The sequence below is a fragment of the Bradyrhizobium huanghuaihaiense genome, assembly GCF_025200885.1.
GTDB lineage: Bacteria > Pseudomonadota > Alphaproteobacteria > Rhizobiales > Xanthobacteraceae > Bradyrhizobium > Bradyrhizobium huanghuaihaiense.
On sequence record NZ_CP104172.1, the window covers coordinates 8,064,807 to 8,081,400 of the forward strand.

The window sequence follows — 16,594 nt, forward strand, 5'->3', positions numbered from 1 at the left end:
CATCCGGTAGCGCGGCTGCGTCAGCTGACGCGTCGGCGCCATCTGGCAATGCAAACGCAGTAACCGTCCCACCGAGAGCAGTATATTGCGACAATTGAGAATATCCTCCGACGGCTCCGAGATTCGCGTTTGGATCATCGCTTCCCATCGCAATCCCTTGCCCCGATCTGCCGCCTACTCCAGACATCACCGCAACGTACTGTTTGCCAGCATGCTCGTATGTCGTAACGTTGCCAATTATTCCCGAGGGCGTCTTGAACTTGTAAAGCTCCTTTCCGGTCTTTGCGTCGATCGCCTTGAGATACCCCTCAAGCGTTCCATAAAACACGACGTTCCCTGCAGTCGCCAGCACCCCAGACTCGACGGAAAATTGCTCCTTATTCGACCAAACTATCTTGCCAGACCTGCCATCCCAGGCGATGAGGTTGCCAAGATTGCTCGCGCCGGGGGGCGGGTATGTCGAAACTGACGCACCAACATAGGGTTGGCCAGCCGTGTAATTTACATTGTACGGTTCATAGTCCATGCACGCATGAGTCGTCGGAACATAGAACAGCTGCGTATCGGGTGAGTAGGCCGCCGGTTGCTCATTCTTGGCTCCGAAAGATGACGGGCACACGCCCTTTGTGTTGACGTCAGCTCCAGCAACATCGGTTGAGTACCGATCGACTACTTTGGGTCGCCCATAGGTCGGCGAATTCTTGTTCATGTCCACGCCAGACGTCCAATTGACCGACGCGTCGTACTTTTCCGCGGTGATCAGTTCGCCATTACTCCGATCCAGCGTATATGCGAGGCCACTTCCATCAAAGTGGGTGATCAACTTGCGCTGTGTCGCACCGATCTGCTGATCGGTCAGGATCATTTCGCCGGTGTCATACGCCCACTCATTGTGCGGAGTAAGCTGATAGACCCATTTGGCGACACCAGTATCAGGGTTGCGGGCGAAGATCGCTGTCGACCACTTGTTCTCGCCAGGACGTTGTTTTGGATTCCAATTTCCCGGCTTTCCGGTGCCATAGTAGAAGAGATTCAACGTTGGATCGTAGGACATCCAGGCGGACGCGCATCCCCCACCGGTCTGCCATTGCTCGGCTCGCCAAGTTTTCAAGCTCGAGTTTTGCCCTACCGGCTTGCCAAGCTCAGTGGTCCTCTCGGGATCAACAAGCGTGTCGTCGTCCGGACCGGCTGAGAATGCCCGCCAGATTCTCTGGCCGGACCGAATGTCGTAGGCCGTAACGTGGCATCGCACTCCGAAATCGGCCCCGGATAGACCGACCAGCACCTTGTCTTTCACAATAAAGGGCGCCGAGGTCGCAGTCTGCGCCTGCGTGGGGTCGCCATTCGCGACACTCCACACGAGCTTGCCGGTATTCGCGTCGATAGCTACCAGCTTAGTGTCCGCCTGATACAGGAAGATTTTGCCATCTGCGAAAGAGACACCTTGGCTCACGGTATCGCAGCACATCACTGGAATTACGTTCGGATCTTGTTTTGGCTCGTATTTCCAAAGAACCTTATTGTCGTCCGACAGATCCAGAGCATAAACCTTATTCGGAAATGGGGTGTGAACGTACATCGTGTTCCCGACGATGAGCGGCCCGCCTTGGTGCCCGCGCAAAACGCCCGTTGAGAATGTCCATGCCACCTGCAATCGGTCAACGTTGCTAGCGTTGATCTGACGGAGCTTCGAATATCGTGTGTTAGCGTAGTCACCGGTCGGCAAGACCCAACCTTTTGGATCTTGAGAAAGCTTGATCAGAGCGTCATTGGCCTCGGCGATCTGCATACCAAGAAGCAGCTGCAGCATTCCCCAAATTGCGAAAACAAATCTATACATTGACACCTCCAAACTAAGGGCGCCTACCCCCCAATTGCTTTGTCATTATCGTGCACGAGAATGACGTTTCAACCAGAATTTGTACATCAGGCATCCATCGAGATGTTGACGCTGAATCCGGATAGAAGGGCCGCGCTTTCCTCCGCCGCGTCTAAAGGAGTGTTCTCTTGGGAATCCTCAAAGCCGGCAGTCCTACGTGCGTCGATCCGATTGGCTGCTTGCGATCCTGAGCCAAAGCATCGTCCTTGGGTCTCTCGGGGGACACCACCCTCAAGCTGAGGCGCAGCCGTCAACTGGACTTCATGCGGTTTATCGGTCGGGCACAACTACGCGTGACCGTCGGCCCGTATAGATGTCTGCAATTGCGCTGGGACGACTTTCTTTCGCTGCGCCCATTCTGCCGGCTCTCCAGTCGATAACCTGAATCGGTGCGCCAGATTGCAAACACGGTCGCGACATAAACTCCCTGCTGACCATCGAGCCTACGGGGACGCCGCGCGGGAGATGGCAAAAGCGCTGTGCTGCTCGTCGCGAACGAGTTTCTGAAGCACGAGATCGCAGCGCTCAGGGCGGCGATCTCAAAAGGTTATTCACGCGGGTATTCAGATATACTTCCTCGGTCGCGTTGGATGGCAGCACGACCTGTATGTTGTAGTGAAATTCAGTCCGCAGGCCTTTGATCTTCTTGCTCACGGTCAAGTGTTCGTCGGCCTCGTTGTCTTGATTATCTTTCTCCTTGCTTTTGTCGGTGTCATCTTTTGGGCCTTTGACGAACTTGCCGAGCTTCGCGACCGCGGCGAACGTATTTGCGATGCGCGCGGTCATATCTTCGTCGGTGCCGGCAACCTGCGCGACGAGGCCCCTTAGCTCTTGACCGGTGCGTGTGTGGGCATCTTCATCGGCATCGAAAAGCGGCTGGTACGCCTTCTTGATACCCTCGCCGATCGTGACGCGGCGCTGTTCTTCCGAACCTTTTAGTTTGCTGTATTCAGGGGTCGGCTTACCCGACTGCTCAATAAAGCCCAAGCTCCTAAGGAAAGGGATCAAAGGCCTGTCACCTGTGCCCTTGGTACGCATACGACGAGGACCGCATGATTGACGCATGCGCGCGGGCACGGCGAGCTCTATGATGGCGTTGCGTGAAGGTCAGGCGGCCGGCTGATCGGCGGGCTTGTCGGCTTGGCGCAGGAGCTTCCATTCCCAGGGCAGCAGTTCGTGCAGACGCGATGCGGGAAGATCGGCGATACGGGCGAGGACGTCGGCGAGCCAGGCCTTGGGATCGACGTCGTTGAGGCGGCAGGTCGTGATCATCGTCAGCATGATGGCGGCGCGGTCGGCGCCGCGTTGGGAGCCGGCGAAGGTCCAGTTGCGCCTTCCCAATGCGATGCCCCGCAACGCTCTTTCGGCTGCGTTGTTGCTGAGGCAGATCCTGCCATCGTCGAGGAAGCGGGCGAAGTCGTCCCAGCGCCTGAGCATGTAATTCATGGGCTTCAGGACCTCGGAGGAGCGCGAGAGGGTTTCGCGCTCACGCAGCAACCAGGCGTGCATGTCGTCGAGAAGCGGTTTGCTCTTCTCCTGGCGCACGGCGCGCCGCTCGTCCGCGCCGCGGCCGTTGATGGCGCGCTCGATCTCGAACAGCGCGTCGAGGCGCCTAACCGCCTCCAGCGCGATCGGGGAGACCGGTTTGCCTTTCTGGCCTTCCCGGACGGTTTTCTCGATGTCAGCCAGTTCGAAGAAGCCCCGCCGCGCATGGGCGAAGCAAAATGCCGGCGTGATCGGCAACACCTTCTTTTGCGGGTCGAACAGCGGCTCGAAGCCATTGTAGCAGTCGGCTTGCAGGATGCCGGTGAAGGCGGCCAGATGCTTCTGCGGATGCTGGCCGCGTCGGTCGCTCGAGGCGTAATAGACCGCCGCCGGCGGCGCAGGTCCGGCGAAGGGGCGGTCATCGCGGACATAGGTCCAGATGCGCCCGGTCACGCACTTACCTTTCGCCAGGATGCGGATGGTGGTGTCGTCGCCGTGCAGGCGCTCGGCCGCGAGCACATGACGCTCGATCAGGTGGAAGAGCGGCATGACGGCGAAGGTCCCGTGGCCGACTTGGTCGGCCAGCGTCGACAACGGCAGGTCGATCCTCTCGCACTTGAAGCGCGCGCTCTGGCGGTTGAGCGGGATATGCATGCCGAACTTGTCGAACAGGATGGTCGCCAGCAATTGCGGGCCGATGAAGCCGCGCGGCGTGGCATGGAACGGCGCGGGCGGCTGGCTGATCTTCTCGCAATCGCGGCAGGTGAACTTTTCCCGCACCGTCTCGACGACCTTGAAGCGACGCGGGATCTCCTCCAGCGTCTTGGTCACATCCTCGCCGATCTTCGCCAGCCGCGATCCGCCGCAGCAGGCGCAGGTCGTCGGAGCCTCGATAACGACGCGCTCGTGTTCGATGTCGTCCGGCCAGGGCTTGCGTACCGGTCGCTTGCGCGTGAAGGCGCGGACTTTCTGCGCCTTTGCCGCCGCGGCCTGCGCGGCAAGCTCATCCTCGCTCGCCGTGGTGACGAGTTCTTCGAGCTCCAATTCCAACTGCTCGATCAGCCGCGCCGTGCGCTCGGAGCGCTGCCCGTACAGTTCGCGTTTGAGCTTCTCGATCCGCAGCTCGAGATGCGCGATCAGCGCCTCGTTGTCCGACAGCTCCGCCCGCGCGTTGGCGGCATCCGCGACGGCCACATCGCGTTCAGCCAGCAGCGCCTCACGCTCAGCCAGCAGCGCCATGTAGGCACTCGCGAGGTCCGAAGGAAGAGCGCCCGGCTTCGATGTCATGAAGCCATTGAATCAGATCAGGCTGCAGATTCAATCGTAAAAAGCCTATCCAACTCGCGTTGGACGCCGTGTTTCTTGAGGATTGCGCCAGTCGATTCCAGATAAGAGATAGCTCAACTGCGCCGGAGAGATCGTCACTGCTTCGCCCGCAACCGAAGGCCAGATGAATCTTCCTCTCTCAAGTTTTTTTGTAAACAGGCATGCCCCCTGGCCATCATGCCAAATCACCTTCAAAAGATCGCCGCGTTTTCCCCTGAAGCAGAAAAGACCACCGCTCATGGGGTTGTGCTTGAGCACTTCCTGCACGCGGAGAGCCAGGCTCGGAAAGCCGCACCGCATGTCCGTGTAGCCCGTGGCAATCCAGACCCTGACGCCGCTCGGTATCGGGATCATCGCCGCCTCAGAAGCTCAAGGACGCGCTGCAGCGCTTCACCGTCTACGTCCCGGTCAACCCGAACGCGACAGCCTCCGCCAAGTTCGATCTCGATGATTCCAGTCCTTCGCTGCGCAGGCGGCGAAGACGCCGGTTGCGGCGCGCTGATCGATATCTGAGCCGGCGCCGGAGTGATTTCGACAGGAACGAGAACTGGCACGGCGTCACCGCCCAGGCGGCCCTGGCGCGCCTGCCGACGCCAAGTGAACAGCAGGCTCGGAGCCACCCCATGCCGGCGTGCGATCCCGCAGACCGTCTCACCAGCTTGCAAGGTCTCCTCAACAAGTCGGACCTTCTCGTCGTAACTCCATCGGCGCCGGCGCTCGGCGCCCAATACCTTCACCTGCATTAGCGGCATGACCTTAAGGCTAGACTTAAGGTCACATCCTCAGAAAGACGCCCGAACTTCACAAGACGGCCGCCGCCGGAGGGATACTGCCCTTGAGGCCGATCGTGCTTTGCAAGAACGCGTGCGTAAATGACTCTGGGATCTTGGCGGAGCCAATCTTATCGAAAAGTGTTTGCAGGTTTTTATAGCTACTCAAATACGGCAACTGGACCGGCATTGAATGGTGCTCCTCAGCGAATCAGCCCACGCCAAGGTAGCATGATCGGCTTCTGTCAATCACATTAAGCCGCCGGTATCCCTCATTTTTCACACCGCGCCCTTGGGGCCTTTGGGAAAACGGTGACAGTGCACTCAATGAGCCTGATCGCTTTGTAGGCTCGAAGGCCGACGGATTAGGAACCCGATAGCTCTTAAACCAATTCCAACCGAAGCGTCCGCCCGACCATGCGCGCTGCGCGCTGAAGCGTGGTCAGCGTGACATTGCCATCCTTTGGGTCGAGCAGGCGCCCGATCTGGCTGCGCGAGGTCTTCATGCGCTGGGCCAGGTTGCTGCGGGATATGTTCTTCTCCTTCATCGCCTGCTCGATCTGCCACGCGAGGACTTCCTTGACGACAATGGCCTCGAACTCGTCGAGCTTGCCTTCTTCGCCGAGGAAATCATCGAGCGTGGTGAGTTTGGCGGTGGAACGGATTACTCTCTTCTTCTTGGCCACGTCCTTCTTCCTGGCCATCTTGATCTCCTTCATTTCTCAAACTCACGGTTCCTGCGGCGGGCAAGGGCTAGGTCGTCTGGCGGGGTCTTCTGGGTCTTCTTGATGAACCCGTGAAGGACCAGAATGCGGCCCTGCTGCACGCTAAAGAGAACGCGAGCGATCCGGTTGCTCGGCAGCGATGTACGCACCTCCCACAACCCATCGCCCAGTGCGCGGCAAAGCGGCATACCCACCGGCCAGCGGTATTGAATGCGCATAAGGTCGAGGCCCACGGCCTGGCGGTCGGCCTCATCCAGACTTCGCAGCTCGCAATAGCGATCGAGCGGACCGCACCAGTTTCGCACCAGAAACGACCTCGCCAAAATGCCACGAACGCGGACGAACCCAAGCAAAAAATGCAGCAAATCAACGAGGCTGATCGTTATTCAGCCGCTCATAACGGTCTGGTTCCTGGTTCGAATCCAGGCGGGCCCACCAATAATAATCGTTGGTCATGTTGGTCCACTTTAAGAACGACTCGCTCGGACTATAAGAGCGACTCGATTGCGGGCTTTAAGAACGACTCGATTCTGTAAGGCCCCGTCGTCGAAATCAGCGACCAAGCCTGAAAACTGAACGTTAACGCCGCAAAGATTTGCTCGTACGTTCGTAAGCGATTTCGCAGCGATCGCAAGCCGTTTCGATAGCTCTTAGGTAGACGCCAGCAGCCGCTGGGCTGCCGGCGGCGCCGATGCTCAATCTGGTGGTGCTGGTCGTGCTGCTGCTGCTGGTGCTGCTGGGGATGATGATGATGCTGGCATCATGATCATCGGCATGTCGATGAGCAGCAGCATGCTGATCATCATCATGGTGCCGCTGATGATCGGCGGCGCCGGATATGCCGGAGCCGTTGTTGCTCACCCTGGCCGCTAAGCTCGCGCAGCACCATCTTTCTTAGCGAAAAGAGGCGCCGCGCTGTTAACCACCTCTTTCGGAAGCATCCTCAATTGCTCTGCGTCGAACGGGAGGTGAGTAAGATAGTTCGCCACCAGAGCGCCTACGGCTTCAGCCTGCGCTGCATCTCGTTGGCGTTTGAGCGCCTCCCTGTCCGCCCGACGGGACAGCCAAAGCTTATGGGCGGCCCAAACCCGCGGATCCGGAGCTACGATGCGTACCGGTTCGCCCTTTTCGTCGATAGCGACCGCCTCGAACGCGGGAGCATTCTGCAGCCAATCGAGTCCTTCGATTTGCACGGCGGTCAAATCTTCCGGATCCGAGCCGATCTTGTCTGGAGCCTTCTTCCAAGGTGGGCTCTGCATCGGCTTAATCAAATCGACGAGATAGCCGTCCCGGTTTACAGCGCGGAACGTCTGCTTGGCGCGTTCGAAGCTGGTGTCCACTCGCTTGAGTATCTTCATGAGCGATGACTCAGAGACGTCGTCGTCTGCGACGAACGTAAGCCCGCCGCGCGCGTCGAACAGCAGATCGATGTCTTCCGTCGTGGCCAAGCCCGGATCGAGTCTGACGCCCGAGGAGGCCTCATACCCGTAGATCGCGTTGGTCCCGAGAATCCGAATCCCAGAACCCAACATTCCGAAGCCGTCGAGAGCGCGCATGATCCGGGCTCCAATCAACGGAACGCGGCCTAAGCCGAGCGCACGATTGACCGCGGCTTGACGGTCCATGGTATCGCGCAAGTTCTTCACCCGGTCTTCTGCAGCAGCACGTTTAGCTTCGAAGTCCGCCTTCATCTTTTCAGTTTCGGGCGAACGCGCGCCGAGCGAGGCTTGCTTCCTGAGGCCCGCCTTGTCGTAGTAGCTCCGGACGAGGTATTCGCGGCCTTTCGACTCCACCCAAGTCAGGGAACCCCTATGGGCATCGTAGGCCTCCTTGGCATCCCTCAAGGCCTGGAAGCGTTGCTGACTATTGACCACCTCGCGGCGTTGGTCGTTGTTAAGCTCTTGAAAATCCATGGTTTCAACAATCCGGCCTGATTTTGGACCTTGGTGTTGAAACAACATTTATCATTTGAAATCAATAGTTTCAACAGTTCCATCGAAAATAGCACCGAACTGTTGAAACCGGGAACTCGCAGTCACCTCGCTACCCGCGTCCATCGAACCACCGATCAAGCGCACGCCGATGGGTTTCTTCCTCCGCCAATGCAACAGGCGGACGTTGTGTACTGATGGTCGTCCGGAAGAGACGGAAAAACCTTTCAGATCAAAAAGGGCTGCTGATTTTCGGAAGTTTTCGAGGGTTCTGGCGGAGAGGGAGGTGATTCTAACCTCCATTGTGCTCGTGGCGAGAGCGCATTCGAAAATTTCCCCACACTAAAACCCAGACTAAGCGAGAATTTATCGGCAGGGCCGCACCTAATTGTCCAGTTCGCCGCCGGGTTCGCAACACCATGCGTCTTGAGATCTTTCGCCAGGTCCGTGACGAAACCTGTCGCCGTTAACGTGCGCGGCGGCAGCTTTCAAAAGTGCCATGATCGAGGCGAAAACGCTACGGCTGCATCCGGGTTAACAGGATTATCGACGCTTCGCGATTTGGGCGGTCGTGCGTTGCGTATTGGATTGTTTGCCGCAGAGTTGTGCTGGCGTTCATCGATCGATGATGAGACCGCTCGACGCTCAAGCCTCCGCTCCAGATCCGCCAATCCTGCCTTACATTCGGCGACCACCGATTGGGCGCGAAGCAGCTTGACCTTGAGCTCGTCCTGTTGCCTGAGTATTTTCTCAAGATCCCAATCGTTCTGCATTAACTCATTGACCATCTACAAGCACCGATGCAAGGCCGGCTCTTAGCTTCAAGGACGCAGGGTCCGCATGTCGCAGATGCCCACCCTGAGCCATGGGCTAAAGCGATGCCAACGATCGTCCTGAGGACGCCTTTACGCTGGCGGTTCTTGTTGAGAACCACCATTCGTTGCGAGCCCCCTTACAAGACAATCGGCTTCTGCCCGGCAAACCGCAGCGCGATCCGAAGATGGCAGAGTCAAGGCATGCGCCCGGTTTGGAATGCGCATCAAGGGACCTCTGCCATGATCAAACGGAACAAGTTTCATCTGAATAACCTCAGCCGGATGCTGAACGAGCATCATAGTCACAAGTGGTTTCGTCACGTCTTCAAGCAACCGGCATGCCAATGCCGGTTGAGCGTATTTATGAAGAAACGATGTCGGTTTTCCCGCAGCACGTAGTTGCAGGCGGTGCTGTTGTCGCGCTTGAAACAAACGACGTCTTGAGCGAGACAGCCAAAGCCGCAAACACGAGCGTCCGCGCGCATTTTCTAATGATACTCTGGCAGGACTGGATCGAGTTCTTCCTGCTCGAGTGTCTTGGCTCCATCTTTCGCCAGGTACGCTGCCAGAGCTGCGATACCGGAGTCCGGTGGACATCGAGCGGGTGCCGATTTTTTGAACGGCACTTGTCCCAAACGCTCGGCAACTCCGACGCTCATGAGGTGGGGACGGATCGGTCGATCGACGGCGCGCTCGATGGTGTGGAATATCCAGGTGCCGTCCGGATCGATGTCCGACCAATGAAAGATCGGCGTCTGTTCGGATACCAGGCCTGCGATTGTCCGCAGCGCCTGCTGGATGGCAAGCGAGGGGTACCCGCCGACATACATGGTCGTTCCTAATCGGCCGGGGTCCGCTTCGGCGATGTGCCGGTTGAAGCTTGCGAAGTTTTCGATCGTTAGAACGTAGGCCGGCGGCTCCCGGAAGCGGACGCGATCTGCTTCCTTGGGAGTGATTCCGAGATACAGCGGAGCGATTCCGGAGAGGTCGGCTCCATCGAGGTCGATCTTGCCTGCGATCAGCAGCGGTGGCGCGAAGCGCTCAAGGCCGATTGCCCGGAGCGCCTCGCGTGGCCGCGCGCCGGGCGGAAAGTCCATTCTGCCGCTCAAAAGCCGGACCACGGCACCCTCGATGCGCTCGAGTATCTTGCTGTGCCCCACCGTACGTCGCGAGAAAGTTTTGTAGTCGACGTCCAGATGCTTGTTATCGAGGATCGCCTGAGCGAGAACGAATGCGTGGCGCAGGGTGTCGACGTCGGACGAGGCAAATCCGTGCCACGTCTTACCCCGCGCCCACACCTCTGCGATTTGAGAGACGCTGTTCTTCAAGGACTCGTGCAGCGCCACTCCGGCTACAAGCCGCACGGCGGCATGCTCGGCGATGCGTGAGGCCGGGGTGCGGCCGAGATATCGGTATAAGATCTCCGCCGAGGCCAACCGCACGTGCGCCACTTGGTCTCGGTTGGCCCCGCGCCCCCAACCAAGGGAGACCGCGCCGGCACTTTCGGCTTCCCTGATCTGTTTCAGGAAGGCGTCCGCCGCGACTACTGATGGGAAGGCAGGGTAGTCCGGGTGGGCGATCGGGCTTGCGGCCCCGGCCTCGAAGCGGTTGAGCAGGTCGTTCAGCAGGCCGATCGCATCAGTGAAACGCCGAGCCATGGCTACTCGGCGGCCAGACGGCTGGCGAGCTCATCTTCGGACATCAGGTCCGGATCGATGGCCATCAGCTCGTGCTTGGCTTTCTCTTTCAGTTCCACCACGGTAGCCCTGGACTGCTCGCCGATCCGGTCCACCTCCACGATGGTGTCCATGTGCTCGAGCACGGCGACGCGCTTCTCGAACGGCGCCGCGATCACGAACTGCAGGCCGAGGTTTTTGTAAAAGCTCATCATCTGCCGCTGGTTCTTGCCGTCCATCTTGGAGAAGGCCTCGTCGAACATGGCGAGGGCGAAGCCCGCGGGCTTGCCGGCACGACGCTCCGCGCTGCCGTAGACGGCCGCCAGCGAAGCGCCGATGGCAACGTAGATAGGCACCTGCTGTTCGGCGCCAGACCCGGTGCCGCGCCGCTGCTCCCAGCGCGTCGAGCGGCCGGTGCCGACATCCTCCATGTGGATCTCGAAGGTGTAGAAGTTGCGGTAGTCCTCGAACTGGGTGAAATCCTTGTCGGGATCCTCGAGCAGCGCCTCAAGTGCGACGATCGTATCCTTGTGCGGGAAGTCATCGGGCACGTCACCCCTGAACAGCATATCGAGCGCCTCCGGAGAGGTTTTGGCGATCTCGATGATCTTCAGGATGGGCTGGAATTCCACCATCTGGGTGCGGTGGAATGAATATCGCTCGTTATGGAAGGGATGGGCGTAGAGGCTACGGTTCAACGATTGCAGCTCCCGCTCCATCTTTCCGATCCGGGCCGTGAGCGCGTTGATGAACTCGCCGCGCAGCAGGGTAGAGGCCTTTTCCGCCGCTTCCCGCGCCTGCCTTTCGTACTGGCGCAACTCATTGGATTCGATATCCGAGATGAGCTGCTCCATCCATGGCTTCACCTCCCGCAGCGGCTCGCTCTCCGCGCCGACCTGCGAACTCATCCCGAACTGGTCGAAGTAATCGTAAAGGAGTTCGCGGACCCGCCGCTCGATCCGGGCGCGCTCGTTGTCGGACGTGTTCGCATCCTTCAAGGCCTTCTCGGCGATGGCCCGGTGTATCTCCGCGAAGCCCTTTTGGGCTGCGGCATCGAGGCGGTCGCGGTAGACGGCCCTGCCTTTCGCGGTGGAGTAGAGTGGGAAGAACTTGCGGTATATCGACCGGGCGACCCTGAGGTTGAGTTCGGAGCCGGGCACGTTCTCGCCCTCTCCGAGCCTCCTCTCCGCCGACCTGACCTCGCCGTCATGCTCGCCGAACGCCTTCTGCTGTGCCTTTCTCTCCTCCAGCCTCTTTTCCTTCAGTTTCTGCTGCGCCCTCTTTTTGTCGCGAAGCCCGCCGTCCCCCGCGCCGTCCAGCGCTTCGAGCCTGGCCTGAGCTTCAGCGACCTCAATCTGCGCGGCCGCGAAGGCGGCCGCGCAAGCCCCCAGGTCATTACGTCCCTCGCAGATGTTCTTCAGAGCGGCAAAAGCCTGCTCCGCGGCATGGGCCTCCTTCCCCTTGTCGGTCAGGATGCGACCCAGTTCCTCGGCCTGATCCTGCAGGGATCGCAGGGCGTTCGCCTGCGCTGCCTTTCCAATCTTGTGCTGCGTGGCTTCGATCCAGCGATGGGTCCTGACGAGTCCGTCGTCGTAGAGGCCGTCCTTCATGACAGCCCGGCCGGGCCTGTTGAACTGGTCGAGCGTGTCCGCGAGGCGGACCGTGCCGTAGCGGCGCATGATGAAGGCCATCGCATCCGGATCCTGGCTCCGGAAGATCGAGGGGAAAGTGCCGCGCTCCGGCTTGGCCCTGAACTGCTCGAGCTTATTTAGGCTCACTAGCGATGCATGGCGAAACTCGCGGCGACCTTCCTTGAAGATTGACGTGGCGGCGCTGATATCCGCTCTGTCCACGAACACGGCTTCCCGGTCGCGGCCGAGGAGCGCCTCGGCGGCTCCCACCCACTCGGGTTCGGCGACTTCGATGATGTCGCAGAGCACGCGCGGGACCATTCCCTTCTGCCGCAGCCTGCGGCAGAGGAGTTCAGTGTCGTCGCCAAGATAGGCGCGCGCCCCTCCGGCGGCGTGCTGTCGGATCCGTTCGAGCACCTCGTCGCGCCGGCCGCGGAGCCCGGAAAGCTCCGCGATGATCGTTTGACGCGCTTCGTCGATCTTCGGCAGCCATTTGGCGCCGCTTGCCGCGAAGGACTTCTCGGCCGCGGAGACCTCGTCGGAGACGCCCCCGATGTCGGCCCCGGCGGTGGCGTTCAGAAGACGCTCAAGCGCAGGAACGAAGTCCTCGAAACCGTCCGCGCACATCGCCCTTAGCGGCTCCAGGAGACGGATGTTCTCCATGCGAGCCTTGAAGTCCGCCGAGGCGCGGTGCGCCGCCTGCCCGGCCACATCGGCGGTCTGTTGCAGGGACTTTCTGCCGGTCTTGGCATCGTGCTCGGCGATCGCGGCCGTGAGACGTTCGATCTCGTTATCGATGGCTTTGACGTCGTCGTCGATAAAGTCGAGTTCTTTTGCTGCGGCGTCCCGGCGCGCCATCTCGGTACGCCGCTTGGTCTTGAAGTCCAGATTCGTGGCTCGCGCCGCGAGCCAAGTCGCGCGTTTTGCGATCCACTCCTCCCTGAACTTGGTCTCGAGCGCCTCTTCAAGCGCGGCGAGGACGCCCCGAAGCGCCCTCAGGGCTTCGAGCCTGAGGCGCATTTTCCGGATGGTCTCGCTGATGTTGCGGTATGTCTGGATCGACTCGCGCAGCTCCTTGATGCCGATCGGACTGTCCTCGAGGATGTAGTTCCGCACGAACTGCGTGGCTGTCTGGTTGTGGTCGAGCGTCATCGCGTTGACGATTGATTTCTGCAGGGCGCTGGCGTTCTGCTCGCCATAGGGCGAATGCGGCAGAAGATGGCGCATGTACTCGCGGACGTAGTCGCTCGCCCGGTCGCGATGATTGACGAAGTTGCCTTCGCCGACCGCCGCGACGATCCGGGCGCGCACGTCCTCCCACGGCGCCGGAAATTGCGACTTTCCTCGCTGCTCGATGAAGTCCTTGGAGCTCAGAACGGTCCCGACGGCGACGAACAGTGCCAGCACGGTCTCCCTGCTGTCGGACTTGCGCGCCTCGAGCGCCATGCCGACCGTGACCGGTGGCCGGGCGCCTTCCGTGTCTTCGAAACCGAGCGCGATGTAGGTGCGGGCCTCGTCGCGCCGGCGCTGATCTTCGCCGAGCGTCCCAAGGCAGTAATCGACGACGCTGCGCTTCGAGCCGCTGCGCGCTTTTCCGCTGTCGCCGGCGACCGCGTTCAGGCGCAAGAACCGCCGGCTCCCGCCGGTGAGAACGACCTGCGCCATGTCGAGGATTGTGGATTTGCCGGACCGGTTCTCGCCCAGGACCCCGACGTGTCCTGTCACGTCGATGTCGGCGACGTCGAACAGGTGCCAGTTCACCATCGTCAGGTGGCGTAGCTCCATCATGCCTCGTCTCCCGCGGGCTGCGGAAACCGCGCCTCCTCGCTACGGACGTAGCGCTCAAGCCGTTGGAGGGCATCGCCGCCACTGATCAGCTTAATCATCGGGCGGATCCTGATCTCGCAGTCCTGCTGCTCGTCGTCAAAATCACCGATCTCGACCAAACTGCGTTGGGCGGCCTCGCGCAGGACGTCCCGGAAGCGGGCGGGCGAGATCGCGCCTCCGCCGCCGTGTTGCGCCATCTCGCGGTAGCGATCGAACAGGTCGTTCAAAGTGGCCACTACGACGGCCCGGTCCTCGACTGCTCCGACGTTCACCTCCTGCTGCCAGTATGCCGCCAGCACGAGCATGACGATGGTTTCGTCAAGCTTCATCCGGGGCAGCGGCACGTCCTCGTCCATGGCGACGATACCGGCCCACTGCGCCTCCGAATCGCGATGGAGGCGGTATCCGCAACTATCGAAGAAGCCGTCGACCACGTCGCGGAAGCGGCCATCCATGATCGTGTTGTAGACTGTCCCGGTCCGGGGATCTCCCGCGAACACGAACTGCCGCCGTAGCAGGAAGTGCAGCGCCTTGCGGAGGTCGGCTGCCTTTTCCGCGCCGAAGGAGCGCTCGACGTTTTCGAACTCACTGAGCATGGGCTGCCTCTGCTTTCCGGAGGGGGCCGGAGCGCCTGACCACGAAGTTCGCACACCGAAGCCATTCGCTGTCGTGGGGCGGTGTGTCTGGGCGCGGCTCCAGGTCGAATCCGGCCGCGACCTGCGCCGGAACCTCGCCCGTCAACGCATATCGGCGGGCGCAATCGAAGGCGAGAAAGTCGTCCACGGTATCGATTTCCATGAAGCGGGCTTCCCTGGTCGCGAATGGCGGCACCTGGCCCTCGAGGAATCGTCTGACATCCTCGGGGCGGGGCGCGATGCGAGCGATGTACTCGAGGCGGAGCTTCTTGCGCAGTTCATACAACGGATCCGACGGCGGCTCGGCGAGCTCCCTTGCTTCGACGGGACGGCGTGGCTGTCTGGTCGTCGCCTGATGGTGCTCCGACCAGGGGGACCGCAGCGGCTCGATGCTCCATTCGATTGTCGCCCTGTGGTGTCTGCCGTCCCGCAGGAGGGCATCCAGGCGCCGCACCAGGTCGCCGGCCCGGCCGACGAGTCCCTGCCCGCCCCGCTCGGCGTACTTAATGGTGTTGCGGACCCGGGCTTCGAGCTGCCTGCGGAAGGCCTCGATCCTATCGAACATCTCCCCGATCTGATCGAAGATGCTTTCGATGGCCAGCAGGTCGTCGGCCGCGGCCATTCGACCGTCCTCGATGTCGGCTGCCATGCTGGAAGCTGTGTACTCCTCGGCGAGGACCTGCATGGTTTCGGGGGTGTAGGAGATCCTCCGCGCGAGATCGACGATGGCGTCGCGGAAGCGGTACGGATGGTTGACGGTGAGGATGGATTCGAAATCCTTCAGCAGGAGCTGTTCGATGAACTCCTCGAAAAAGGCTTCCAGCCGGGTAGCGACTGTTTTCGATTCCATGACGGTCCGTCGGACGCGCTTCAGGTCGGCCAGAATGGCCCGCAGGCTCTTAGTGAACTGGTCGGCCTGATTGCGCGCCTCGCGGACGGCGAGCGCAGCTTCGCGCTGCTTGCGGTCGGTGATCTCAGGCCTCAGTTTTTCGACGGCCTCCAGGTTGAGGCGGATTTGCACGATCAAGCCGCCGAATCGCTGCGAGAGATCCTTGTTGAGGCTCGCGAGCCGCTGGATCACGAGCAGCGGTCCCATAGCCATGTCCACGGTAACGCGTAGTCCGTATTCCTCCTCTTCAAGCCATCCCCAGGCGAGCAGCCGAGCGTATAGTTGTCGGGCCAGACCGAGCGCCTTGTCGCCCTTCTCGGAAGCGAGCGCGACGTCGGCCTTCCGCATCCGGCGGCGTCCCGCGGAGATCATTTCCGGCAGGCTGGCCAAATCATCGCCCTCGCTCCAGAGGACGGGGTTGGCACGCATGACGTCGTAGATGGCGTGGACCACCTGCTGCGGCGTCGGGAACGACGGCGCGCCTGAAAAGAAGCGTTCGTGTAGATCGAGCAGACACGCTGCGTACAGGTGCTTGTGATCGCGCGAAAAAGCTAAAAAGGCGTCGTCATGCAGATGGCGGAACAAGGTCAATGACGCGGCTCCCGGGCCCGACTTCATCCTGAGTTGGCGACGCTAAACGCGTGATGTGCCGGACAACATTGTTATTGAGAGTGGGTCTTGAAAATACAACCAGAAGAGATCCGTTCTTAGTATGTTCTAGTATAGCTTTCCAGCTCAATCGCTGTCGAGACTCCAAAAGTCCGATCGGAAGCTAGTGTCCGGTCTTAGATACGGAATAATCCAGCCTCAAGTCATTGAATTTGTTGTGGTTACTATTGCGGCAAAATGGATATAAGGAGTTGCTTGGCACGATAGTGATACGAACGTTCGACATGTCGCGGAGGCTCTCTCGCCCACCGGCAGATTCGAGCCACCAGCTCTACAGCGATCATCAGCTTTAGGTTTTTTGGTAATTTCAATAAGAGAGGCAGTGGGATCGCGGGG

Annotated in this window: 14 protein-coding genes and 1 pseudogene; all 15 read right to left on the minus strand. The window is 60.3% G+C overall.

Features of this window, described 5'->3' with window-relative positions:
- Positions 1-43: 43 nt before the first annotated feature.
- A pseudogene (locus N2603_RS37910) lies at positions 44-1,810 on the minus strand (PQQ-dependent dehydrogenase, methanol/ethanol family); the annotation flags it as partial.
- 594 nt (positions 1,811-2,404) lie between these two features.
- Complete coding sequence (locus N2603_RS37915; RefSeq protein ID WP_260386189.1) at positions 2,405-2,917, minus strand: DUF5343 domain-containing protein; 513 nt, start codon at positions 2,915-2,917, stop codon at positions 2,405-2,407.
- 69 nt (positions 2,918-2,986) lie between these two features.
- Positions 2,987-4,651, minus strand: a complete 1,665-nt coding sequence (gene tnpC / locus N2603_RS37920) for an IS66 family transposase (RefSeq protein ID WP_260386190.1) — start codon at positions 4,649-4,651, stop codon at positions 2,987-2,989.
- Between the two features lie 45 nt (positions 4,652-4,696).
- Positions 4,697-5,044 (minus strand): IS66 family insertion sequence element accessory protein TnpB, encoded by a 348-nt coding sequence (tnpB, locus tag N2603_RS37925; protein ID WP_260386191.1) that lies wholly within the window; start codon positions 5,042-5,044, stop codon positions 4,697-4,699.
- Positions 5,041-5,442: an IS66-like element accessory protein TnpA gene (gene tnpA / locus N2603_RS45030; protein WP_425248946.1), complete on the minus strand. Its 402-nt coding sequence runs from the start codon at positions 5,440-5,442 to the stop codon at positions 5,041-5,043. Before tnpA ends, tnpB begins: the two co-directional genes overlap by 4 nt.
- A gap of 49 nt (positions 5,443-5,491) precedes the next feature.
- The gene (locus N2603_RS37930) at positions 5,492-5,650 is read right to left on the minus strand and encodes a DUF5343 domain-containing protein (RefSeq protein WP_260386192.1); all 159 of its coding nucleotides are present in this window, start codon (positions 5,648-5,650) and stop codon (positions 5,492-5,494) included.
- A gap of 193 nt (positions 5,651-5,843) precedes the next feature.
- A complete protein-coding gene (locus N2603_RS37935; RefSeq protein WP_260386193.1) occupies positions 5,844-6,146 on the minus strand; it encodes a helix-turn-helix domain-containing protein in 303 nt (100 codons plus the stop codon).
- Positions 6,147-6,175: 29 nt separating this feature from the next.
- Positions 6,176-6,550 (minus strand): type II toxin-antitoxin system RelE/ParE family toxin, encoded by a 375-nt coding sequence (locus N2603_RS37940; RefSeq protein ID WP_260386194.1) that lies wholly within the window; start codon positions 6,548-6,550, stop codon positions 6,176-6,178.
- Between the two features lie 504 nt (positions 6,551-7,054).
- Positions 7,055-8,098, minus strand: coding sequence for a nucleotidyltransferase domain-containing protein (locus N2603_RS37945; RefSeq protein WP_260386195.1), 1,044 nt, complete (start codon positions 8,096-8,098; stop codon positions 7,055-7,057).
- Between the two features lie 51 nt (positions 8,099-8,149).
- Complete coding sequence (locus tag N2603_RS37950) at positions 8,150-8,419, minus strand: hypothetical protein (protein ID WP_260386196.1); 270 nt, start codon at positions 8,417-8,419, stop codon at positions 8,150-8,152.
- Positions 8,420-8,604: 185 nt separating this feature from the next.
- Entirely contained in the window at positions 8,605-8,904 is a 300-nt protein-coding gene (locus N2603_RS37955; RefSeq protein WP_260386197.1) for a hypothetical protein, read from the minus strand.
- Positions 8,905-9,419: 515 nt separating this feature from the next.
- The gene (locus tag N2603_RS37960; protein WP_260386198.1) at positions 9,420-10,589 is read right to left on the minus strand and encodes a DUF2220 domain-containing protein; all 1,170 of its coding nucleotides are present in this window, start codon (positions 10,587-10,589) and stop codon (positions 9,420-9,422) included.
- 2 nt (positions 10,590-10,591) lie between these two features.
- Entirely contained in the window at positions 10,592-14,026 is a 3,435-nt protein-coding gene (locus tag N2603_RS37965) for an SbcC/MukB-like Walker B domain-containing protein (protein WP_260386199.1), read from the minus strand.
- Positions 14,023-14,661, minus strand: a complete 639-nt coding sequence (locus N2603_RS37970) for a DUF4194 domain-containing protein (protein ID WP_260386200.1) — start codon at positions 14,659-14,661, stop codon at positions 14,023-14,025. Before N2603_RS37970 ends, N2603_RS37965 begins: the two co-directional genes overlap by 4 nt.
- Positions 14,651-16,180 (minus strand): Wadjet anti-phage system protein JetA family protein, encoded by a 1,530-nt coding sequence (locus N2603_RS37975; protein ID WP_260386201.1) that lies wholly within the window; start codon positions 16,178-16,180, stop codon positions 14,651-14,653. Before N2603_RS37975 ends, N2603_RS37970 begins: the two co-directional genes overlap by 11 nt.
- Between the last annotated feature and the right edge of the window lie 414 nt (positions 16,181-16,594).